This window comes from Paracoccus broussonetiae (assembly GCF_031854425.1).
Taxonomy (GTDB): Bacteria; Pseudomonadota; Alphaproteobacteria; order Rhodobacterales; family Rhodobacteraceae; genus Paracoccus; species Paracoccus broussonetiae.
Map to the genome: position 1 here is coordinate 77,977 of NZ_JAVRQI010000017.1, position 20,675 is coordinate 98,651.

A 20,675-nucleotide genomic window follows, 5' to 3' on the forward strand; every position below is an offset into this window, starting at 1 on the left:
GTCGCTTGGCTTCACCGCCCCCTGGCTTCAGCGCCAGCCATCGCCCGAACTGCCGTTTCCCGTGCCGCGGCAGCTTCCAGGAATGCCGCTGCCGACCATGTCAGGTCCAGGCATGAAGCCGGAGATCCGGTGACGCGATCGAACTGTTCCGGCAGGGGGCCCGCAGGACGTGGCGCAACCCGCTGGATCAGGTGCAGCCATGCCTCGGCTTTGGCGAAAGCCGCGTGGTCGCCTGTCTCGGCCGCGATGCGGTAATGCAATTCGGCAAAGCCCAACGTCGTCGGATACCAGGGGTTTCCGTCGAAATAGGCGTCCCCGCCCCAGCGGCCAATGGCAGGCACGTCGCGTCCGCGATTGATGGGGTAAAGCCGCGCGAATTCCCGTTCCAGCGCCGCGGCGGTCGCAAGGGCGCGCTGCCCCGTCATGGCAAAGGGACCATCCACACGACGGGCATTGAGAAGCGCAAGGCAGGTGGCACTGTCCAGAACGCCATTGGGCGCCTCGATGCTTTCCCGCCAGCCACCGGTCTCCGGATCCTCGGCCTGAACCATCAGCGCCTCGATCCGCCGGGCTGCCGCCAGCATCAGGCCGCCGGGATCACCAAGCCGGACGATCCCCCGGTCCAGCGCATCCCACGCAACCAGCAGCGTGAAGGCCGAGCGCCGCGGCGGTGCTTCCTCCCACGGACCGATGCAGGCGCGGCCCGCGATCCGAAGAACATGCGCGAGGTCACGCGCGATCAGGGCCTCGGCGCTGGGAAGCGCAAGATCGGGCAAATCTGCCAAGACCGACATCAGGGCCGAGGCGCGCAATGCCGGGCCGTCATCTTGCGGTCTGCTCCAATTTTCGGGGTCGGGCGATCCGTCCGGCGCCACGCGTGGCTCGCCCTGCCACGCATCGCCATGCAGCGCCGCCAGTTCCGCATCCGGACGCAGGAAACGGCTATGGCTGGGCAGGGTTGATCCACGCAGCGGATTCACTGCCGGTCCGTTGCGTCCTGGGTCCGAGATCGACAGGGAAAACCCGATGAAATCCCCGATGAAACGCAGCCAGAACGAACGCGCCGCCGGATCGGCCGCGATGGCCAGCGGCACCGCCCGCAGGACGATGGCGGAATCCCGTATCCAGTGGTGGAAGTAATCGGGCTCGGGATCCCAGTTCGCGACGCGCGCAGAGGCAAGGACCGAACCCGCGACCGGCCGCACGGTCCAGCCGAACCCTGCGCGATGCCGGCTTAGATGCGTCGCCGAGCAGGCATTGCGCATCCCTTGGGCCGAGGCAACGCATTGCGCCGCGATCCAGCCGGGGTCGGGTGTGCCCACCCTAGACACCCAGCGCGGACAGGGCGACCGACAGGACGCGGGCGCAGGCTTCACCCGCCGGGCAGTGATGCTCATCGGGCAAGGCGGCAAAAAAGCGGGCATTCGGGGCCGCCGCGAAATAGGCGCGGGCATCCTTCAGCGGGATCAGCCCGTCTGCCGCCCCCGTGACCACGGCCAAGGGCGCCGACACCCGGTTCAGGGCCGCTTCGGCATCGGCGGTCTGCATCTCGGCGAAATAGGCAGGGGCCTCGCGGCGGACCTCTTCGATCGCGGCCGGTCCCATCGCCTCGCGCGCGGCAAGCAGGACACGCCCCGACATTGGCGGAGACATGGCCAGAACATGATGCGTCTGGGCCGAACCCGCCGCAAGATGTGCGACGGCGAAACCACCAAGGCTGTGCCCCGCCAGACCCCGAGCACCTTTGGGCCATTCCTGAGCGACCCAGGCCCAGGCAATTGCTGCGGCGCTGGTGTGACCAGAGAAGGTCAGCTGTTCCGGCGGACCGGAATTCGGCAGGGCCACCGAATGGGGCAGCTCGGGCGCTACGACGCGCCATCCGCGCGCCAGATAGGCATTCGCAATCTCGGCAATCTGGATTTGTCCGGGGGCACCATTGCGGCCGTGGACCAGCAGCACGGTGCCACCGGGCGGCGGACCGGGTTCAGCCACCACCAAAGGCATGAGGCCAAAGGACGTCTCGAGATCGACGCGACGTGCCCCGTCGGTCCATGTGGTTTGCAGCTCCTCCACGGTATCGATCCTTCTGTAGGGCCCCGCGCCGGGGCGTCGGTCAGGCCGGCAGGTTGTCCCTGAGGAAGATGGTCGGATTCACCTCGGGATGCACCACCGGCAATTGGTCGGCAATGGTCTTCATGGCCTGGATGGCAAGGGCGATTTCCTGGTCCGGCTTCTGATCGATAACCGCATCGATCAGATCCGCTTCCAGCGCCGCGCGGGAATGTGCGGTCAGCTCGTGCAGGACCACAAAGGGACGCGGGCCGGTGATCTGCCGCAGGATCTGGATCAGCGCGCGGTTGCCCGCGCCGATGGAATATATGCCAGTGATCTGCGGGTCCGACGCCAGCGCGGCAGCCAGCTTTTCCCGCATCGCCTCGGGACGGTCCAGAACTTCCAGTGGGGACAGCAGATGCAGGTCCCCCCCTGGTTCGGCGAGCACCTCGCGCGCGCCGGAAAGCCGGTCGCGGTGATCGCGCGAGTCAAGCTTGCCCAGGATCGGCAGCACCCTTCCCGATCCGCGACCATGGGCGAAGCGCAGCAACCGGCCCGCGGTGCGGCCCGCTGCGACATTGTCGATCCCGACATACAGTGAACGCGCGTCGATGGCCGCATCCGACACCAGCGTCACCACCGGGATGCCGATCCCCTCCAACCGCTCGACGGCCAGGGTCAGGGCGGCGGAATCGCTGCCGATGATGCCGACACAATCACACTCGCCCGCCCCAATCCGGGACAGTTCCGCGGCAAGTGCATCGGCGTCCAGCGGCGGAACGTCATGGACCGTGATCTGCACCCGTTCGGCCAAACGTTGCTGGATCTGGCCCTCCACCGCCCGCCGCAGGACCGAGAAAAACCCATGATCGCCAAAGGGCAGATAGAAGCGAAAATCGTAACTGCGCCGCCGCGACAGGTTCGCGGCATGAATGTCGCGCTGATAGCCAAGTTCCTCGATGGCGCGCTGGACGCGCAGGATCGACTTCTCGGCCACCCCGCCACGCCGGTTCAGGACGCGGTCGGCGGTCGAATAGCTGACACCTGCCGCCCGTGCCACATCATGCAGCGTCGGGTTTGGCATGCGGGATTCTCCTCCGAGGGCAAGGGTTCCAAACGCGATGGCAGACGTCAATCATGATTTTGACATACGTCTTTCTTTTGTTTTTGACAGGTGGTCACGCCGGGCGCAGTGTTGATGCAGATCCGGCGACTCGACCGGATGGTCGCATCTATTGGGAGGTAACGATGCGCACTGTCATTCTGGCCGCCGTCCTTGCGACGGTGGGCTTTTCAACGGCATCCCTTGCACAAAACATGACCGTCGGCGTGTCCTGGTCGAACTTCCAGGAAGAGCGCTGGAAGACCGATGAAAAGGCGATCAAGGACGCGCTTGAGGCTGCGGGGGCGAAGTATGTCTCGGCCGACGCGCAATCGTCCTCGGCCAAGCAGCTTTCCGATATCGAGGCGCTGATCGCGCAGGGTGTGAACGCGCTGATCGTGCTGGGCCAGGATACCGAGGCCGTGGTGCCCGCTGTCCAGGCCGCCGCCGACGAAGGCATTCCGGTCGTCGCCTATGACCGCCTGATCGAGGATCCGCGCGCCTTCTATCTGACCTTCGACAACGTCGAGGTCGGACGCATGCAGGCCGCCGAGGTCTTCAAGGCCGCGCCCAAGGGCAACTACGTCATGATCAAGGGCTCGCCCACCGATCCCAACGCCGATTTCCTGCGCGGCGGACAACAAGAGGTCATCCAGAAGGCGGTCGACGCGGGCGATATCAAGATTGTGGGCGAGGCTTATACCGATGGCTGGCTGCCCGCCAACGCGCAGAAGAACATGGAACAGATCCTGACCCAGAACGACAACAAGGTCGATGCGGTCGTGGCCTCGAATGACGGCACGGCGGGCGGTGTCGTGGCCGCGCTGACCGCGCAGGGCATGCAGGGCATCCCGGTATCCGGGCAGGATGCCGACCATGCCGCGCTGAACCGCGTCGCGCTTGGCACTCAGACGGTGTCGGTCTGGAAGGACTCGCGCGAGCTGGGCAAGAATGCCGCCGAAATAGCCCTGGCGCTGGCGGGCGGCAAGGCACCCGCCGAGGTGCCGAATGCGATCAAGTTCACCACGCCCGGCGGAAAAGAGATGAATGCGATCCTTTTGACCCCGGTCGCGATCACCAAGGACAATCTGTCCACCGTGGTCGATGCCGGCTGGATCACCAAGGACGCGCTGTGCCAGGGCGTCCAGAACGGCCCTGCGCCCTGTAACTGACGGGACAGGTGGCGGCGTTCGCGCCGCCACCGCACCACGAGGATGAGTGATCTTTCCCCCGCCGCCCCGCCCGGTCGCCGCAATGTGCTGGATCAGCTTGAAATCGACCTGAGATTGCTGGGCATGATCGGGGCCTTTGCGCTGGTCTGCCTGTGCTTCTGGATCGTGACCGATGGCCGTTTCCTGTCGGCGCGCAATATCTTCAACCTGACCATCCAGACGGTTTCGGTCGCGATCATGGCCACGGGCATGGTCTTCATCATCGTCTGCCGTCATATCGACCTGTCCGTCGGCGCGATCCTGGCGCTGGCCTCGGCAGTGATGGGGATGATGCAGGCGCGGTGGCTGCCGAATGTCTTCGGGCTGGGGCTGGGCCATCCGCTGATCGCCCCACTGACCATGCTGTCGGGCCTGCTGGTCGGAACGGCGATCGGCGCGCTGAACGGCTGGCTGGTCGGCTATCAGCGCATCCCGGCCTTTATCGTCACGCTGGGAGGGCTGCTGATCTGGCGCTATGTGGGCTGGTACCTGACCGCGGGCCAGACCATCGCACCGCTGGACCAGACCTTCCTGCTGTTCGGCGGGGCCGAGGGGACACTGGGCGTCACCGCAAGCTGGGTTGTCGGCGCCCTTGCCTCGGCCGCGGCGCTTTGGGTGATCTATGGCGGTCGTCGCCGCAAGCAGGCGCATGGCTTTCCCACGCGGCCCATCTGGGCCGAGGGCGCGGTCATGGTGCTGGTCACTGCCACCATCATGGGTTTCGTCGCAATTCTGAACGCTTATGAGGTGCCGCAGGCCAAGCTGAAGCGCATCTTCGAGGCGCGGGGAGAGGTCATGCCTGATGGTTTCACGGCGGGCTACGGGTTGCCGATCTCGGTCCTGATCCTGATCATCGTGGCTGTGGCGATGACCGTCATCGCGCGGCGCACCCGTTTTGGCCGCTACATCTTTGCCACCGGCGGCAACCCCGATGCGGCCGAGCTTTCGGGCATCAACACCCGGCTGCTGACGGTCAAGATCTTTGCATTGATGGGCTTCCTGTGCGGGCTGTCCGCCATCATCGCGCAAGCCCGGCTGCAATCGCATCCAAATGACATCGGCACTCTGGACGAATTGCGCGTGATCGCCGCGGCGGTCATCGGGGGGACCGCGCTGTCGGGCGGGATCGGCACGATCTATGGCGCGATCCTTGGCGCGCTGATCATGCAAAGCCTGCAATCGGGCATGGCCATGGTCGGGGCCGACGCGCCGCTGCAGAACATCGTGGTCGGCGTGGTGCTGGTTCTGGCCGTCTGGATCGACATCCAATACCGCAGAAGGCTGGGCATGAGATGATACCGCTGGTGGAAATGCGCGACATCTCGATCGCCTTCGGGGGGATCAAGGCGGTGGATCACGTCTCGGTCGATCTTTACCCGGGAGAGGTCGTGGGCCTGCTGGGTCATAACGGGGCCGGGAAATCGACGCTGATCAAATGCCTGTCCGGCGCCTATCGCCCCGACGCGGGCGAAATCTTCGTCGACGGGCAAAAGGTCGATATCCGCAATACCCGTGACGCCCGTGCCCTGAATATCGAGACAATCTACCAGACACTTGCGCTGGCCGACAATCTGGACGCGGCCTCGAACCTGTTTCTGGGTCGCGAATTGGTCACCCCTTCGGGCCTGCTGGACGAGTCCCGGATGGAGGCCGAGACGCGCCGCATCATGACGCGTCTGAATCCCAACTTCCGCAAGTTCGCGGATCCCGTCATGGCCCTGTCAGGCGGTCAGCGCCAGTCCGTGGCGATCGCGCGCGCGGTTTATTTCAATGCCCGCATCCTGATCATGGACGAACCGACCGCAGCGCTTGGCCCGCAAGAAACCCAGATGGTCGCCGAATTGATTCAAGAGTTGAAGCGCCAAGGCCTGGGCATCTTTCTGATCGAGCATGACATCCATGCCGTGATGAAGCTTTGCGACCGCGCCGTCGTGATGAAGAACGGCAAGCGGGTCGGCACGGTCAGGGTGGACGAAGTCACAGATGACGACATCCTTGGTATGATCATCATGGGTAAGAAACCCGCGCAGGCGGCCTGAAACCATCGACCGAGGGGCCGGCGATCCGCACCGGCCCCTGCGCGTCAGTTACAGGTCAAAGACGAAATCGCCGATATCCAGCTGATTCAGCCGAAAATCATGCAGCGTCACGCTGGTATTCGCATCCAGTGTGATCACGACATTCGACCCGCTTTGCACGGCCGAATTGATCGCGCCGCGCACCTGCGCAACGCTGAAATCGTCAAAGAACAACCGATCCGTGCCATTCTGGAAGTCGCTGACGATATCGCGCCCGTCTCCATGTTCGAACTTGAAGAAGTCGACGCCGGATCCGCCCACCATGCGGTCAACCCCTTTTCCGCCGTCCAGCGTATCCCGACCTGCGCCACCATTCAGGAGATCCGCACCATCATCCCCTTCCAGCTCGTCGTTGCCTTCGCCCCCGTAAAGCGAGTCATTGCCGGAATCGCCTTCAAGCTCGTCATTGCCCACGCCGCCGGACAGAAAGTCATGACCCGCGCCGCCTTCAAGGTCGTCGTCGCCGACATCGCCCAGCAGGCGGTCATTGCCGTCTCCGCCTTCAAGCGTGTCTGCCCCGGTGCCCCCATACAGCGAATCCGCGCCCGCGCCGCCGAAAAGCCGGTCATTGCCCGCACCGCCAGAAAGGAAATCGTTCCCGGCCTCGCCGAACAGGCGGTCATGGCCGTTTCCGCCCTGGACGGTATCGTTGCCGCCGCGGCCATATAGGGTGTCATTACCGTCAAGGCCGAACAAAGTGTCGGCCAGCAGCGTGCCGATGCGGATGTCGTTGCCTGAGGTTCCAAGAATTCTTGCCATGATCGTGGTCCTGTGATTGTGGCCCTTCCCTGGCCGGGCTGTCCGCAATCCGGATCGCCACGGCTTGAGAAGGAACCTAGCACCACCCTCCTGACACCACGCTGACGCGGCTTGTCAGCGTCCTGCAAGTTTGTGCCGCAGTTGGTCTAGGTCTGGACTTCACCACTGCGCCCCTGCATCGTCCACGCGCCAATCTGCACGAGGAACGCGTCATGACCACGATTCTGGGCCTGTCCGGCAGCCTGCGCCGGGGTTCCTTCAATGCGGGCCTTTTGCGCGCCGCGGCCGAGCTTGCCCCGCAAGGCACGACCATCGAGATCGGCAGCATTCGCGACGTGCCCCTGTATGATGGCGATCTTGAGGCGCGGGACGGGATCCCGCCCGCCGTCGCGTCGCTTCAGGCCCGGCTGAAGGCGGCGGATGGTCTGCTGCTGGTCACGCCCGAATACAACAACGGCATCCCCGGTGTCTTCAAGAACGCCATCGACTGGATGTCGCGCGGCGAGGGGCTGGGACATTTCGTCGCCAAGCCCGTGGCCGTCATCGGAGCATCGCCCGGCGGCTTCGGCACGATCATGGCCCAGAACCACTGGCTGCCGGTATTGCGCACGCTGCGCTGCGCGGTCTGGGCCGAAGGTCGGCTTCTGGTGTCGCGCGCAAGCGGATTGTTCGATGCCAATGCCGATCTGACGGACGAGAAATCCCGCGCCGCCCTGTCCGATTTCATCGCTGGGTTTGCATCCAGCCTGTCCGCCCGGCAAGTCTGACAGCCTGCGAAGGCCCCCGCCCTGCCGCGGCGTCGCCCGACCCGCGCTTGAAGATTTGACCCACCGATGCGATATGAAGGCTCGTGAGGACGACCTCTCGAGATGGTTTCTTGCCGGGACGACCCGGCACCAGTTTGAGGTTGCCATGCGCTCCCCGCTTGATCGCCTTCGCCACGCTCTCAGTTTCGAGATCATCGCCCTGTTGCTGGTGACGCCGCTGGGGGCTGCGGTCTTTCACATGCCGATGCACGAAATCGGCGTCGTCGGCGTGGTGGGGGCCAGCCTCGCGACGCTGTGGAACATGATCTACAACTACATCTTCGACCTGGGCCTGCGTCGCCTTACCGGCACGACCCGGAAAACGGCCCGCATCCGGGTCTTTCACACGGTCCTGTTCGAAGCCGGCCTTCTGGTCATCCTGATGCCCTTCATCGCCTGGTACCTGGGCATCTCGCTGTGGCAGGCCTTCGTGATGGACGTGTCCTTCGCGCTCTTCTACATGGTCTATGCATTTGGCTTCAACTGGGCCTATGACCGCCTGTTCCCCTTGCCGGAGTGGAAAAATTCCCCTTCGGCCCAATGACGGGCGCCAAGGATCCGGCCATTCCGCCCAGTGACCGGTCATGAAAAAACCCCCGCGGCAGCGCCTGTCGGGGGTTCGTTCATTGAAGGCTGGGGGCGTCAGGCGCCGCGCGCCACGCGTTCGATATCGCCACGGCTCAGGCCGATATCGTCAAGCTCGCGGTCGGTCAGGCGGTTCAGCTCGCGGCGGGTTGCGCGCGCTTCGTTCCAGCCGCCGATCATCGCGGAAAGACGCGAAACGGCGTGGCCAAGGCCACCAGCGACTTCATTGCGGTTCATTTCAACGACGGACATTTCACACCTTTTTCATCTTGCCCAATCCCTGGGCTTTGCTTCGGACAAGGCGGATATAATCGGCGCAATCCGGGAAACCAGCCGCCGGTTTGGCAAGGCCGCTATGCAACTGGCGCAAGCTTGATTTAGCGACCTTCGCGGGGATCATTCGTGGCAAGTCCGCGCAATATGAGGTGCACCATGCGCGTTGTTATGGATGCGCAAAGACGATCATTTACAGAACCCGGGTCCGGGCCTAGCATTCACCTGCAATAGTTTTGCATTGTGAAAGGGTAATCGACCAATGAGTTCACCTATCCTCTCGAAACTGAATCTCTCGAAAATCCTGATGCTCAAGGGTGGCGTGGCGGCTTCGGCGCCCAAGATCGGCGAACCCGGCGTTCCGACCTGACAGCCTGTTCCATAGGGCGCGAAACCGTTCCCGCCAGCCCTTGTGGTTGGCGGGTTCCGTTTGTGTGGGCGTGACGGCAGGCAGTTCAAGCACTTGCGCCCCCGGCGGCCAATTGAGCGGTCCGATACCTTCCGCGCAGAGCACCGGCGCGATCTGCCACGGGCCGGGCTCGGCCAAGGCGGTCAGTCGAACCTGCCAGTAACGACCACGGCGCTCGGGCAGCGATGCCACGTCGAAAAGGTCGGGCCGCGCCAGCGGCAGGGCGCCTTGCCGCCCCAACAGGGGCGCCAGAACGACCGCGCTTGTCCCCGGCGGTACCTGTCGCACGGGCAAGGTCAGCGTCCAGCCGCCATTTCCCGTCCGCACCCCCCAGCGCTGCTGCGCGCTCGCCCGTAGCCGCCAGCCTGTCTTGGGAAGGGGGGCAAGGATCGCGGTCGCGAGCGCGCTGATATGCTCGGGCCGGAAATACTCGCCATGATTTCCCGCGATGATGCGCAACTCATATGCGGGAAACAGCGCCCGCCAATTCGCGTGTCGTCGCTCCATTGCCGCGGCATCGCCCCGGATCAACGGATTGAATCGGCTCGTCCGTCCGAAGATCATGCGGACAGGAACCGGCAGCGGAAGCTGCCAGCTCGCATCCAGGGTAATGAACCCCCGCAGATCGGCGCCAGCGGCAATCAGGTGCAGCGCGATATGCCAGGCCACCTCGGCGGATTGGCAATTGCCACCGACGATGCAGGGACCATTGCCGAAGCGTTCCAGCAGGTGCCGGGCATAGATCTGGGCCACATCGGCAACAAGTCGGCTGGATTCGCGCGTGGGCTTGTCGACGATCTCGTTCAGCGAGCGTGATCCGATGATGGGCTGGCCCGCAGGCATGTGCGCCGCCAGCGCAGGCAGTTCCGCCGCCGTGTTGAAGGTCCAGAAGATCGGGGGCTGCGTGCCCTCCAGCCGGACGCCGCGCAGACATCCCGCGGGGTCGATCCTTTCACCCGGCCAGCTGCGGCTGACCAGTTCGATCCGGCGCATCACGGTGGCAAGATCGACCGGAGCGGGATCGGCCACCGGGCGGGTCATGCGCGGCGTAGTTTCTGAAGCACCCGTCCCGACATCTCGGCCGAACTGGGGCAGTCGAGCAGCAAGGCAAACTCCAGGTTGATTCCGACATGGGCCGAGATTGCGTCGATCAGGTCGGCAGCCTTCAGCGAGTCCCCGCCAAGATCGAAGAAATTCTCGAAATCCCCCACCTCGCAGCCCAGTGTCTGCGAGAAAAGACGGTTGATGTCGCGTCGCAGGGTCGGTTCATCCATAAGCATGCTCTCAGATAAAGGTCAGGTCTTGGGGTGCAAGGCGCAGACGCTCGACCAGCGCGGCGCGAGGGATCTTGCCCCCTGCGGTCAGGTCGGCAGGCGCAAGGCGGATCAGATGCTCGGGCTGCTCATGGCTGACCAGATGGCGGCGCAGCGCCGGACCGATGCCCTTGGCGGCCAAGTCGAGCGGCAGTACAGCAATGGCCAGCCCGTCTTCCCTGGCGGCGTCCCGCAAGGGCAGGACCGCCACGGCGCGCAGCAGCCCGCTGGACATCAACTTCGCCTCCAGCACATCGGCCGAGAAATTCACGCCATAGCGGCAAATGATCCCTTCGCCGCGCCCGGCGACGAACAGGAAGCCTTCACTGTCAAGCCAACCATGATCACCGGGAAAAGCCTGCCGGGAAACGCCATCGCCCAAGGGCGGACGCGTGACCCGGATGCGCCCCGTCCGACCCGGCGGCAGGACGGTGCCGTCTGGGTCCACAATATCCAGCCCGCCGCCGGAGGGCAGGCTGATCCGGCCGCAGGAGGCCGGTTTCCGCTGCAGATCGGCGCCCGAAATATGGCTGATCACACCTGTTTCGGTCGAGCTGTAGGTCATCAGGTAACCGGGGCAAAGCCGCGCCTGCGCCGCCAGCTTGTCCGCTACCGGGGCGGGGCCGCCGATGCTTTGCAGCTTCAGAAGATGGGGATAGCGGGGCACGGGACCGGGATCGCGCGCGGCATGGTCCAGCAATGCCCGGATCAGGTGGGGCGGCAGGCTGCATTCCTCGACTTCGGGCCTGCGCAGCGCGCGATCAAGCTCGGGGATCGAGAACAGCAACTCCATCGCGTGGATGCGCTTGCCCGCCAGCAGGTTGCGCCACCAGATATGCCGCGATCCGCCAAAGGCCACGCTCAGCGGCGACAGCGCCTGCCCCCAGGGTCCGCGTCGGCCGTCCCGGGCGGCCTCTCGCGCCATGTCCAGCAACCTGCGCTGATCAAGGGGGATCAGCTTTGGCTCTCCGCTGACGCCGGAACTGGTGATGAACTCTGCAATCTGGTTCGCCAACGGGTGGCAAGGCGTGAAACCAGCCAGGGGCAGATCATCGGGGTCCGGCAGGAGCAGGACCGCCGCATCGACATCCCGCAGCCGCGCTTGCGAGGCCAGGATCACCACCGGACCTGCCCGACGCAACCAGCCCTTGGCGTCGGCCGGCGACAGGCGAGGGTCAAGGAACAAGGCGGTCTTGCCCAGCCGCCAGCAGGCCAGCGCCGCGGCGATCATCCAGCTGTTGCGGTGCAAGGCAAGGCCCAGCGTCGGAATATCGACGCATCCCGGCTGGCGGACCAGCCACGCCGCGATGGCATCTGCGCGGCGCAGCAGGTCACCTCCGGTCAGGCTGCGCCCCGGTTCCCGGATCACCTCGCGCGCCGTATCCCGGACCAACCTGTGCCGCAGGGCCTGGGCGAACCCCGCCTCGCCCATCATCCGGCGCGGACCCGTTCCAGGGCCGCATCTTCGACCGCATCGCTGGCATCGGCGACCAGACGCGCGCCCTGCGCGGTCAGCCTGCCATGCTCGCGGACGATGCCCAGTCCGTCCCGAAAGGTGGCCAGCGCCTGGTCGACGTCCTTGCCGAGCCGCAGAGCCTCATCATCCGACAGCGCGTTCCCCGCCGTTGAGAGCACCGCCCGGCCACAGACCGCCATTCGCGCCGAGACCCAGGTCGCGTGAAACACCCCCTCCATCGGGCGGGGTTGTTTCCGCAGGGGCGAGCGGAAGGTTTCCTCGGGGCCATTCAGCACGACCTCATCATCCAAATGCCAGCAGAACAGCCGCAGATGCGAGGATTCATGGATCAGCGTCATCAGGACATGGGCCAGATCGTTGCGGTGCAGCGGGTTCATCAGGATCGCGCCGAACAGGTCGAAGCTTGAGCCGCCGGCGAAGCCTTGCCGCCCATCCGCGCCGCCATTCACCGCAAGGATCACCTCCGAGACGAGCAGCCGCAATTCGGCCCGCCAATCCGGAGCCGCCAGCGCAAGAAGCGCATCGGCCCGCGCAATGGTCGCGGCCATGGCTTCCGTGGCCTCGGGGGGTGGTGCGGTCAGGGACGTGGTCAGGCCCACATCATCGGCCAGGGCACGCGCGATCAGTTCCGCCCGGGCGCTGCCAAGCCGATCCGCCGAAAGCGGGCTGACGACCGGACCTGGCGAGGGGTGGTCGCGGAAATCCCATGCCGCGAACCGGCGACGCGCCAACGCGAATGCCTCGGCGTTTTCGGCCAGCAGGCTGTCGCGCAAGGCCATGTGCAACGCGAACAGGGCCGGTTCGGGAAACTGCGCGCGCAGGCGACCCAATCCTTCGGTGATCGCCGCGACCTCGTCAGGTTCGGGCGGGATCACTTCGGTCAGCAGATGGGTCAGGGACAGGTGCAGGCGGTCGTGCAGGTCGGCTTGCAAACGCAGCATCCCCGCGGGATCGGGAAGAAACAAACTTGCCATTCAAATGCTCCGGCAGGAACGGAAGGCGTCACAATGATTACCCGTCGATCTTCTCCGAGGCAGGGCATCTTGTCACGGCCTTTCGCAGCCGCGGCGCGCCAGCTCCGGCACCGGGCCGGCCATCCTCACCGTTGGATTCTGGATTGGTCCGCTAACAGAAAGAAATCACTGTCATAATTCCGCCAAAGATGCTTGCTGGTCCCCCGAAAGAATCGATCCTTGGGACGGAGGCCGACATGATCGAAACCACATCAACCCCCGCAATCGCCGCACTGACTCTTGGCCTTGGGCTGGCGCTTGGATTTGGCCCGGCTGCGGCCGACGAAGCCAAGCCCCCTTGCGCAGAAGACAGCTTTGCGATGGGCCTGCGCTACCAGCAGCAGTCGGCCGAGGTCGCAGCCCTTCAGCGCCAGGCCTATGCCCTGGCCCGCATCCGGTTGGATGAGGCGCTTGCCAAGGCCGCTCCCGGCGAGAAGCTGGCGATCGTCACCGATCTCGACGAAACGGTGATCGACAACAGCGCCTTGCTGGTGCGCGACATGCAGGCTTGCCACGACTACACGACCTGGGACACCTGGAAGCATTGGGAACGCGAAGGCAACCCGACCCTAATCCCCGGTGCGCTGGATTTCTTTACCTATGCGGACCAGAAAGGCGTCGCCGTCTATTACCTTTCGGACCGCTATGACGAGAACAAGGCCCAGACCAAGGCGACGCTTGAAACGCTGGGCCTGCCCAAGGTCACCGACGAAACCGTGCTGCTGCTGGGCCCGCCCAAGCAAGAGCGGCGCGAGCTGGTCGAAAAGGACCACAAGGTCGTGATGCTGCTGGGCGATACGCTGCATGACTTCTCGGAGGATTTCACCAGCAAGGTTCCCGTCGACAAGCAGCGCGACCTGGTGGCCGAGCAGGCCGAGCATGTCGGCCGCGACTGGATCGTGCTTCCGAACGCCGGTTACGGCACCTGGAGCAAGACCGAGCTGAAAGCCTGGGACGCCCCCATCAAGGCTGAGTGACCGATGGGCGGCCCCGCCTCGACCGGGGCCGCTTGACAGCTTCTCGCGCGGGGGCCACGCTTGTGCCATGCCCTACAAGCCTGACGGATATACCGACCTTGCCCCGTATCTGCTGGTGCCGGATGCGGAAACGGTCCTGCGCTTTTGCGAGACCGTTTTCGGGGCGCAGCGGCTTCGGGTCATCCGTGGCGAGGGGACAAGGATCGTCCATGCGGAATGCCGGATCGGCGATACCGTCCTGATGATGGGCGAGGCTGAGGGGCCGCCCGCCATGCTGCATCTTTACCTGCCCGATCCCGATGCGGCTTTCGACCGCGCGATCCTGGCCGGGGCCGAGGCCATCCAGCCGATGATGGAGAAAGGCGACGGCGACCGGCGCGGGGGGCTGCGCACGCCGGACGGCACGCAATGGTATCTTGCCCGGCAGGTCGCGGGCGATTAGCGCGCCACGCCGACACGACCGCGCGCATCGTCAGTCGCGGGATGCCTGCCTTTGGTCAAAGTCATCACGTGCAGACTGGATACGCCCAAGGTTCTGCTCTGCCCAGATCCAGACGCCGCAGAACGCCGCGCCAAGGCTTTCGCCCAGATCCGTCAGCCGGTAATCCACCCGTGGCGGAACGACCGCGTGGACGGTGCGGATGATCATGCCGTCCCGTTCCATCTGCCGAAGCGTCTGGGTCAGCATCTTCTGGCTGATGCCGGGGATCCGGCGGGCGACCTGGGTGAATCGCAGTTCTCCATGCTCGGCCAGCACCTCCAGCACGATCATGGTCCACTTGTCCGCGACGCGTCCGATCAGGTCATTCACCAATGCCTCGACATCCTGTCCCCGCGCGCTGGGGAAATCTGCCGTGGTGGTGGGGCTTACGTGCGGGTGTTCCGAGCCGTTCGCAGGGGGTCCGCTCATCGCCACTCTCCTTTCGGTAAGTATGGATATTCCAGGTGCCTTCTTACCACGGGCGCCCGAATGACGGATATAGGCGCGACACCCATCGGAGACAAAGTCATGCAACAGACGGGCAACACGATCCTCATCACCGGCGGCGGCTCGGGCATCGGCCAGGAACTGGCCCGCAGATTCCACGACCTCGGCAATACCGTCATCGTCGCGGGTCGCCGGATCGAGGCGCTGCAGGAAACCATTGCGGGGCGCGACGGGATGCATGCCCTGCCCCTCGATATCGACAGTGCTGAGGGGATCGCGGATTTCGCCGAACGGCTGCTTGCCGCCCATCCGGCAGTGAACGTGCTGGTCAACAATGCGGGCATCATGCGGTTCGAGGATGCCTCGGCGGGCCGTGATCTTGCCGATGCCGAGGCGACCGTGACCACCAACCTGCTGGGGCCGATCCGCCTGACAAATGCCTTGGTCGATCACCTGAAGTCGCAGGCCGGGTCCGCGATCATCAACGTCACTTCGGGCCTTGCCTTCGTGCCGCTGCTGACCACGCCGACCTATAACGCGACCAAGGCCGCGATCCACTCGTATACCGTCGCGCTGCGCGAAGTGCTGAAGGGACGCGTCGAAGTGATCGAACTGGCCCCGCCCGCCGTCCAGACCGGTCTGACTCCGGGACAGGAAAGCCGGCCGGGCTATCAACCGCTTGGCGAATTCGCGGACGAGGTCATGGCCTTGCTGGCGCTGGAGCCGACGCCTGCCGAGGTCATGGTGCCCCGCGTCGCCTTCCTGCGCCGCGCCGAGGTCGAGGACCGTTTCGACGAGACGCTGGTCCAGCTTAACGCCTTTGCCACGGCTGCGCGGAATGGTTGAAAGGGCCTAGATCCGGATTCGATTATCCTTGCATATCATCCATGTCATGGAGTAATTGCAAGGTATGTATTCTCGCCAGATCAACAGAACCGTGATTTCCGCGCTTGAGGAACAGGCAGCCGTCGTGCTGCTGGGGCCGCGGCAGGTCGGCAAGACAACCCTTGCCCTTGAGATCGCGGATGCGCGCCCCTCGGTCTATCTTGATCTTGAACGCGAGGCGGATCGGCAGGTTCTGATCGAACCGGATCTTTACCTGGACGAGCAGGCAGGCAAGCTGGTGATCCTTGACGAGGTTCAGCAGATGCCCGGCCTGTTCGCCAGCCTGCGTGGACAGATCGACATGCGCCGCCGCAAGGGCTTTCGGACCGGACAGTTCCTGCTGCTCGGCTCGGCTTCGAACGTGCTGTTGCACCAGTCGGCGGAATCCCTTGCCGGACGTGTCCGCTATGTCGAGATGCCGCCCCTGCAACTGGACGAGGTGGGCCGGGATCGCCTGAACGAGCTTTGGCTGCGCGGCGGTTTTCCCGACAGCTTCCAGGCGGCCAGCAACCGGGCCAGCCTGAGCTGGCGCGAGGATTTCCTGCGCACCTATCTTGAACGGGATATTCCCGCCCTTGGCCCGCGCATTCCGGCCACCACCCTGCGCCGCTTCTGGACCATGCTGGCCCATGCGCAGGGCGGGCTTCTGAACGCCGCTGCGCTGGCCGAGGGGCTGGGCGTTTCCGGCCAGACGATCGGGCGCTATCTTGACCTTCTCGTGGACCTGATGCTGGTCCGCCGCCTTGCCCCTTGGCACGAGAATGTCGGCAAGCGGCTGGTCAAATCCCCAAAGATCTATGTCCGCGACAGTGGCCTGGTCCATGCCTTGCTTGGCCTTGGATCGCTGGAAAGTCTGCTGGGTCATCCCGTGGTCGGCGGAAGCTGGGAAGGGTTCTGCATCGAGACGATCATCGCGGCCGCCCCTGCCGGGACCGAGCCATTCTTCTATCGCACCTCGGCCGGGGCAGAGCTTGATCTTGTCCTGCGCCTGCCCGGCGACGAGATCTGGGCGATCGAGATCAAGCGCACGACAGCGCCCAAAGTCTCACGCGGGTTCCACCTTGCGGTCGAGGACATCCGCGCCGACCGCAAGCTGCTGGTCTATGCCGGCGACCGCGACATTCCCGTCGCGAACGACCTGCGCGCCATGCCGCTGGACATGGTCGTCGCGCAGCTTCGCAAAGGATAAGGCGGAACGCCTAGGCCGCGCCAAGGGCCGCACGGGTGGCCTGTGCCAGACGGCGCGCCCCTTCTTCCAGCTTGTCCGGTGCGTTCAGGGTAAAGTTGATCCGGATCGAGCGGCGGTCGCGCCCCTCGGGGTCGAAGACACTGGACGGCGTCACGCAGACCTTATGCGCCAGCGCCTCGCGCAGCAGGACATCGGTATCAAGTGCCGGGTTCAGTGCCGTCGCCCAGACGAACATGCCACCGGTCGGGATTTCCCATGAAAACAACCCGTCCAGATGGCGGTTCATGGCGGCGCAAAGCGCATCGCGGCGCGACCGGTAAAGCCCAAGGACTTGTGGCAGGATCCGCTCGGTCAATCCCGCCGCAAAGGCATCCTGCGCGATGCGCTGACACAGGCCCGAGGTGCACATGTCCGACCCCTGCTTGGCACTGACCAGCGCCCGGATCATGTCCGGCGCGGCGATGACCCAGCCGATGCGGAACCCCGGCGCCAACTCCTTGGACAGCGTCCCGAGGTAGATGATCGGACCGTCATAGACCGGCTCGTCCCGTCCCGACAGCGTCAGCATTCGCGGAAGTGGTGCGCCATCATAATACAGCGTGCCATAGGGGTCATCCTCGACCAGCCAGGTGCCCGTGGCCTCGGCCGCGGCAACGAAGGCACGGCGATCCTCAACCCCGACAAGCCGCCCGGTCGGGTTCGAGAAATTCGGCACGACATAGCCGAATTGCGCGTCTCTCAGCGCCGCGGTCGGATCGAAATCCGCCGCCTCAACCCGCATCGGGCGATAGGTCGGAGAGCGAGGCTTCCAGGCATCCAGCGCCCCCAGATAGGCCGGGCTTTGCGCCGCGATCAGCCCGCCCTGGTCGATCAGCACCTTTCCGATCAGGTCTAGCGCCTGCATCCCGCCGGTCGTGATCAGGACGTTCTCGCGCCCAAGGCGCAGGCCCGGTGCCGAAAAGCGTGTGGCGATGGCGTCCCGCAGCCCGGCCAGCCCCTCGATCGGGCCATAGGCCAAGGCCTCGCCGGAATGCTCTGTGATCGCGCGGGTGGCCAGTCGGGACAGATCGGATACCGGCCATGTCTCGGGATCGGGCAGCCCACCTGCCATGTTGATCAGGTCGGGGATCTGGCCCGCCGCCAAGAACATCTGCGTGACGTCGTTGGAATCGGCCAGCCACTTGGCAAGGCCCGGACGCCGCAAGGGACGCGTCATGATCGCTCCTCGGAATCGAGAATTCATCGGTCCGCCACTGATGCAGGAACCCGCCGTCGTGGCAAGTGTCAGATCTTCGGGTCGGGACTGCCGGTATCGTCGCGGGAAGCAGAATCCGCCCGGTCGAGGCCAGTCGCCGCAGTTCCGCCGCGCTTTGATAATCGGCGTCGTGATACCAGGCCAGCGCCCTGTCGCGGTCGGGAAACTCGAGCAGGACCATGCGTTCGGCAAAAGTGGGCTCGCCCTCGATCGTTTCGACCGCATCGCCACGAGTCAGGAACCGGCCACCGAAGCGCGCCAGCGTCGCGGGGGTCAGCGCGGTATACTTGCGATAGGTTTCGGGGTCGTGGATCGTCATGGTGCAGATGAAATAGGCAGGCATCTTCGCATCTCCTCGGGTCGCGGCCCCGTTTCTGACACACTTGCGCGCGCACTGTCACGTCAAGGGCGCCCCGCAGGCTTAGCGGGTCGTGCCGCTGCGGTCGGGTCGCGCGAACTGGATCAGATCCCAGCGATTGCCCCAAGGATCGACCCATACGGCGACACGGCCATAAGGCTCATCCCGAGGCGGCCCCTCGAAGGTGACGCCCGCCGCCTGCATCAGGTGGTAATCGCCGTCGAAATCCTCGGTCTGCAGGAAAAGCCATACCCGGCCGCCCCCCTGCTCGCCAATGGCTGAGGTCTGGCGTTCATTGACGGCGCGCGCCAGCAGGATTTCTGTCTCTCCGCCTCGGGGGGCAATTCTGACCCAGCGTTTGCCGTTTCCCAGATCGGTATCCTCGCGGCATTCGAACCCGATGCGCCCGAAAAACGCCAGCGCCTCGTCATAATCCGGCACAAGCAGTGAAAAAAGTGCGAGACGGCTTGGCATGGTTGACCCTTCTTCCGGCGACGGCGAACTTATGATCGAAGGCGGGCCGCCGCGCAATGTCAGGGGCCTTGGGAAGGCTATCCCCGATAGGCGATCAGCACGGCCCCCAGCGCGATCATGACGACGCCAAGCCAGTTCAGCAACGACAGGCGTTCTCCCAGAAACAGCACGGCAAAGACCGCGACAAAGACGACCGACAACTTGTCGATCGGGGCCACGCGCGCCGCATCACCCAGCTTCAGGGCGCGGAAATAGCAGATCCACGACGCGCCCGTGGCCAGCCCCGACAGCACAAGGAAAACCCAGCTTCGGGCCGATACCGAAGCCGGCTCCTGCCAGTTGCCGGTGACATGCACCATCAAGCCAGCGGCCAGAAGAATGACGATCGTCCTGACGAAGGTCGCAAAGTCGGAGTTGACGTTCTCGACCCCGACCTTGGCAAAGATCGCCGTCAGCGCGGCAAAGCCCGCAGACAGCAAGGCCCAGACAGGCCAGCTTAAAAACATCTTCAAGGTATGCCCCTTCTCGCATGCGGCCCCCTGCCGGAATCTAGCAGTTTGCCGGGGGGACATTGCAAGAACCCATGCAACCCGCCACGCCCTTTGGACGTAGACATCAAGGCAATCCAGAGGAACCGTGATGAAAACCGAGGTGCAGGGCCTTTTCGAACGATATGAAGGCTTTTTTCTTCGCGCACTTGCGGGCGAAGCCGACATGGCCGAACTCGAGGAGCTTTACACCCCGGATTATATCGCCGCCTCTCCTGCGGGGGTCATGTCGGGCAAGATCGATGCCCGCTTCCGCCAGACCCTGCTTGAGGGTTACGAGCATTACCGCGCCATTGGCACAAGACAAATGCAGGTCCGGCATATCGACATTTCCCCGATGGGCGACAGCCATTGCGTGGCGCATGTCGCGTGGATCGCGACTTATGCCCGCCCGAACCGGACCGATGCGAAGATCGATTTCGAAGTGCATTACCTTGTCCGGGTCGAAGGCGGAATGGCCCGTGTCTTTGGCTGGGTCACGGGCGATGAACAGGCTGTGCTAAGACGGCACGGCATCATCTAGGGTCAGGGCATGGGCTGCCGGCTGGTCACGCCGGAAACCATCTGCAAGCGAGCCATCAGCACGGGCAGCAAATGCGCGGCATATCTTCAGAGACCAGGTCACGGGGGGCAATCCGGACTGGACCGGCAGGGTCATTTTAACCAAAGACAGCCGCCGACCTCCGCACGCCAGCCTGCATGGAATAAGGTCACCTGCCTAAAAATGTGAAGGATTTGCGAAGTCTTGCGCATGTTCCCAAAATCGATTGACTGGTTGTGTTGGCTCCATTAATTGCCCTTAAAGGTTGGTAAATCTCATGTTCCAACCATCCAGAAGCGTTTTCCTGAACTACAGCTAAAGTATTGAATATATGACTTCTGCTCGCCACCTTGCCGCCTCTCAGAACGCAGAAACGCGCCGCAAAGTGACGAAGGCCATTTTCCCGGTAGCGGGACTTGGGACCCGCTTTCTGCCGGCCACG

At 64.4% G+C, this 20,675-nt stretch carries 25 protein-coding genes and 1 pseudogene; 10 read left to right on the plus strand and 16 right to left on the minus strand.

Annotated elements, in window-relative coordinates:
- Positions 1 to 11: 11 nt before the first annotated feature.
- From RM190_RS23425 to RM190_RS19580, 3 genes are read right to left on the minus strand one after another with little or no spacing between them, the layout of a single operon-like run.
- The gene (locus RM190_RS23425) at positions 12 to 1,322 is read right to left on the minus strand and encodes a glycoside hydrolase family 15 protein (RefSeq protein ID WP_390908718.1); all 1,311 of its coding nucleotides are present in this window, start codon (positions 1,320 to 1,322) and stop codon (positions 12 to 14) included.
- Position 1,323: 1 nt separating this feature from the next.
- Entirely contained in the window at positions 1,324 to 2,073 is a 750-nt protein-coding gene (locus RM190_RS19575; RefSeq protein WP_311761158.1) for an alpha/beta hydrolase, read from the minus strand.
- A 40-nt stretch (positions 2,074 to 2,113) separates the two neighbouring features.
- Positions 2,114 to 3,136 (minus strand): LacI family DNA-binding transcriptional regulator, encoded by a 1,023-nt coding sequence (locus tag RM190_RS19580; RefSeq protein WP_311761159.1) that lies wholly within the window; start codon positions 3,134 to 3,136, stop codon positions 2,114 to 2,116.
- Between the two features lie 164 nt (positions 3,137 to 3,300).
- On the opposite strand from RM190_RS19580, the gene xylF reads away from it, so the two are divergent.
- From xylF to RM190_RS19595, 3 genes are read left to right on the plus strand one after another with little or no spacing between them, the layout of a single operon-like run.
- A complete protein-coding gene (gene xylF / locus RM190_RS19585; RefSeq protein ID WP_311761160.1) occupies positions 3,301 to 4,326 on the plus strand; it encodes a D-xylose ABC transporter substrate-binding protein in 1,026 nt (341 codons plus the stop codon).
- A gap of 42 nt (positions 4,327 to 4,368) precedes the next feature.
- Entirely contained in the window at positions 4,369 to 5,661 is a 1,293-nt protein-coding gene (locus RM190_RS19590; protein WP_311761161.1) for a sugar ABC transporter permease, read from the plus strand.
- On the plus strand, positions 5,658 to 6,404 hold the full coding sequence (locus tag RM190_RS19595) for an ATP-binding cassette domain-containing protein (protein ID WP_311761162.1): 747 nt from the start codon (positions 5,658 to 5,660) through the stop codon (positions 6,402 to 6,404). Before RM190_RS19590 ends, RM190_RS19595 begins: the two co-directional genes overlap by 4 nt.
- 48 nt (positions 6,405 to 6,452) lie before the next feature.
- Here RM190_RS19595 and RM190_RS19600 read toward each other — a convergent pair whose 3' ends face one another.
- Positions 6,453 to 7,202 (minus strand): calcium-binding protein, encoded by a 750-nt coding sequence (locus tag RM190_RS19600; protein ID WP_311761163.1) that lies wholly within the window; start codon positions 7,200 to 7,202, stop codon positions 6,453 to 6,455.
- Between the two features lie 212 nt (positions 7,203 to 7,414).
- Here RM190_RS19600 and RM190_RS19605 point away from each other — a divergent pair, with 212 nt between their 5' ends.
- Together RM190_RS19605 and RM190_RS19610 are read left to right on the plus strand one after the other, a co-directional pair.
- Entirely contained in the window at positions 7,415 to 7,969 is a 555-nt protein-coding gene (locus tag RM190_RS19605) for an NADPH-dependent FMN reductase (RefSeq protein ID WP_311761164.1), read from the plus strand.
- Between the two features lie 145 nt (positions 7,970 to 8,114).
- Positions 8,115 to 8,552 (plus strand): PACE efflux transporter, encoded by a 438-nt coding sequence (locus RM190_RS19610; RefSeq protein ID WP_311761165.1) that lies wholly within the window; start codon positions 8,115 to 8,117, stop codon positions 8,550 to 8,552.
- Positions 8,553 to 8,650: 98 nt separating this feature from the next.
- Here the strand turns inward: RM190_RS19610 and RM190_RS19615 are convergent, their stop codons facing one another.
- The 6 genes from RM190_RS19615 to RM190_RS19640 all read right to left on the minus strand — a co-directional run bounded on the left by RM190_RS19615 (position 8,651) and on the right by RM190_RS19640 (position 13,039).
- Positions 8,651 to 8,845, minus strand: a complete 195-nt coding sequence (locus RM190_RS19615) for a DUF1127 domain-containing protein (protein ID WP_311761166.1) — start codon at positions 8,843 to 8,845, stop codon at positions 8,651 to 8,653.
- 1 nt (position 8,846) lies between these two features.
- On the minus strand, positions 8,847 to 8,993 hold the full coding sequence (locus RM190_RS19620) for a hypothetical protein (RefSeq protein WP_311761167.1): 147 nt from the start codon (positions 8,991 to 8,993) through the stop codon (positions 8,847 to 8,849).
- A gap of 141 nt (positions 8,994 to 9,134) precedes the next feature.
- Entirely contained in the window at positions 9,135 to 10,316 is a 1,182-nt protein-coding gene (locus RM190_RS19625; protein WP_311761168.1) for a hypothetical protein, read from the minus strand.
- Positions 10,313 to 10,549 (minus strand): acyl carrier protein, encoded by a 237-nt coding sequence (locus tag RM190_RS19630; RefSeq protein WP_311761169.1) that lies wholly within the window; start codon positions 10,547 to 10,549, stop codon positions 10,313 to 10,315. Before RM190_RS19630 ends, RM190_RS19625 begins: the two co-directional genes overlap by 4 nt.
- A gap of 10 nt (positions 10,550 to 10,559) precedes the next feature.
- On the minus strand, positions 10,560 to 12,023 hold the full coding sequence (locus RM190_RS19635; protein ID WP_311761170.1) for a class I adenylate-forming enzyme family protein: 1,464 nt from the start codon (positions 12,021 to 12,023) through the stop codon (positions 10,560 to 10,562).
- Positions 12,020 to 13,039, minus strand: a complete 1,020-nt coding sequence (locus RM190_RS19640; RefSeq protein ID WP_311761171.1) for an aKG-HExxH-type peptide beta-hydroxylase — start codon at positions 13,037 to 13,039, stop codon at positions 12,020 to 12,022. The genes RM190_RS19635 and RM190_RS19640 overlap by 4 nt, the downstream gene beginning before the upstream one ends.
- A 236-nt stretch (positions 13,040 to 13,275) precedes the next feature.
- Between RM190_RS19640 and RM190_RS19645 the strand changes: the two genes are divergently transcribed.
- Together RM190_RS19645 and RM190_RS19650 are read left to right on the plus strand one after the other, a co-directional pair.
- Complete coding sequence (locus RM190_RS19645; RefSeq protein WP_311761172.1) at positions 13,276 to 14,055, plus strand: 5'-nucleotidase, lipoprotein e(P4) family; 780 nt, start codon at positions 13,276 to 13,278, stop codon at positions 14,053 to 14,055.
- 67 nt (positions 14,056 to 14,122) lie between these two features.
- Positions 14,123 to 14,497 (plus strand): VOC family protein, encoded by a 375-nt coding sequence (locus RM190_RS19650; protein WP_311761173.1) that lies wholly within the window; start codon positions 14,123 to 14,125, stop codon positions 14,495 to 14,497.
- A gap of 30 nt (positions 14,498 to 14,527) precedes the next feature.
- Here the strand turns inward: RM190_RS19650 and RM190_RS19655 are convergent, their stop codons facing one another.
- The gene (locus RM190_RS19655; protein ID WP_311761174.1) at positions 14,528 to 14,965 is read right to left on the minus strand and encodes a winged helix-turn-helix transcriptional regulator; all 438 of its coding nucleotides are present in this window, start codon (positions 14,963 to 14,965) and stop codon (positions 14,528 to 14,530) included.
- A gap of 99 nt (positions 14,966 to 15,064) precedes the next feature.
- On the opposite strand from RM190_RS19655, the gene RM190_RS19660 reads away from it, so the two are divergent.
- Positions 15,065 to 15,829 carry an SDR family oxidoreductase gene (locus RM190_RS19660; protein WP_311761175.1) on the plus strand — a complete coding sequence of 255 codons (765 nt, stop codon included), beginning with the start codon at positions 15,065 to 15,067 and terminating at the stop codon, positions 15,827 to 15,829.
- A 64-nt stretch (positions 15,830 to 15,893) separates the two neighbouring features.
- Complete coding sequence (locus RM190_RS19665; protein ID WP_311761176.1) at positions 15,894 to 17,057, plus strand: ATP-binding protein; 1,164 nt, start codon at positions 15,894 to 15,896, stop codon at positions 17,055 to 17,057.
- Positions 17,058 to 17,067: 10 nt separating this feature from the next.
- Here the strand turns inward: RM190_RS19665 and RM190_RS19670 are convergent, their stop codons facing one another.
- From RM190_RS19670 to RM190_RS19680, 4 genes and pseudogenes are all read right to left on the minus strand, one after another.
- A complete protein-coding gene (locus tag RM190_RS19670) occupies positions 17,068 to 18,273 on the minus strand; it encodes an aminotransferase-like domain-containing protein (protein WP_311761177.1) in 1,206 nt (401 codons plus the stop codon).
- Between the two features lie 121 nt (positions 18,274 to 18,394).
- A pseudogene (locus RM190_RS23430) lies at positions 18,395 to 18,655 on the minus strand (DUF1330 domain-containing protein); the annotation flags it as partial.
- Positions 18,656 to 18,733: 78 nt separating this feature from the next.
- Entirely contained in the window at positions 18,734 to 19,144 is a 411-nt protein-coding gene (locus tag RM190_RS19675; protein ID WP_311761178.1) for a VOC family protein, read from the minus strand.
- Positions 19,145 to 19,221: 77 nt separating this feature from the next.
- Positions 19,222 to 19,650, minus strand: coding sequence for an EamA family transporter (locus RM190_RS19680; protein WP_311761181.1), 429 nt, complete (start codon positions 19,648 to 19,650; stop codon positions 19,222 to 19,224).
- Positions 19,651 to 19,783: 133 nt separating this feature from the next.
- Here RM190_RS19680 and RM190_RS19685 point away from each other — a divergent pair, with 133 nt between their 5' ends.
- Positions 19,784 to 20,215 (plus strand): nuclear transport factor 2 family protein, encoded by a 432-nt coding sequence (locus tag RM190_RS19685; protein WP_311761179.1) that lies wholly within the window; start codon positions 19,784 to 19,786, stop codon positions 20,213 to 20,215.
- A 187-nt stretch (positions 20,216 to 20,402) separates the two neighbouring features.
- Here RM190_RS19685 and RM190_RS19690 read toward each other — a convergent pair.
- The coding region (locus tag RM190_RS19690; RefSeq protein ID WP_311761182.1) for a hypothetical protein at positions 20,403 to 20,675 on the minus strand (273 nt) is incomplete at its 5' end.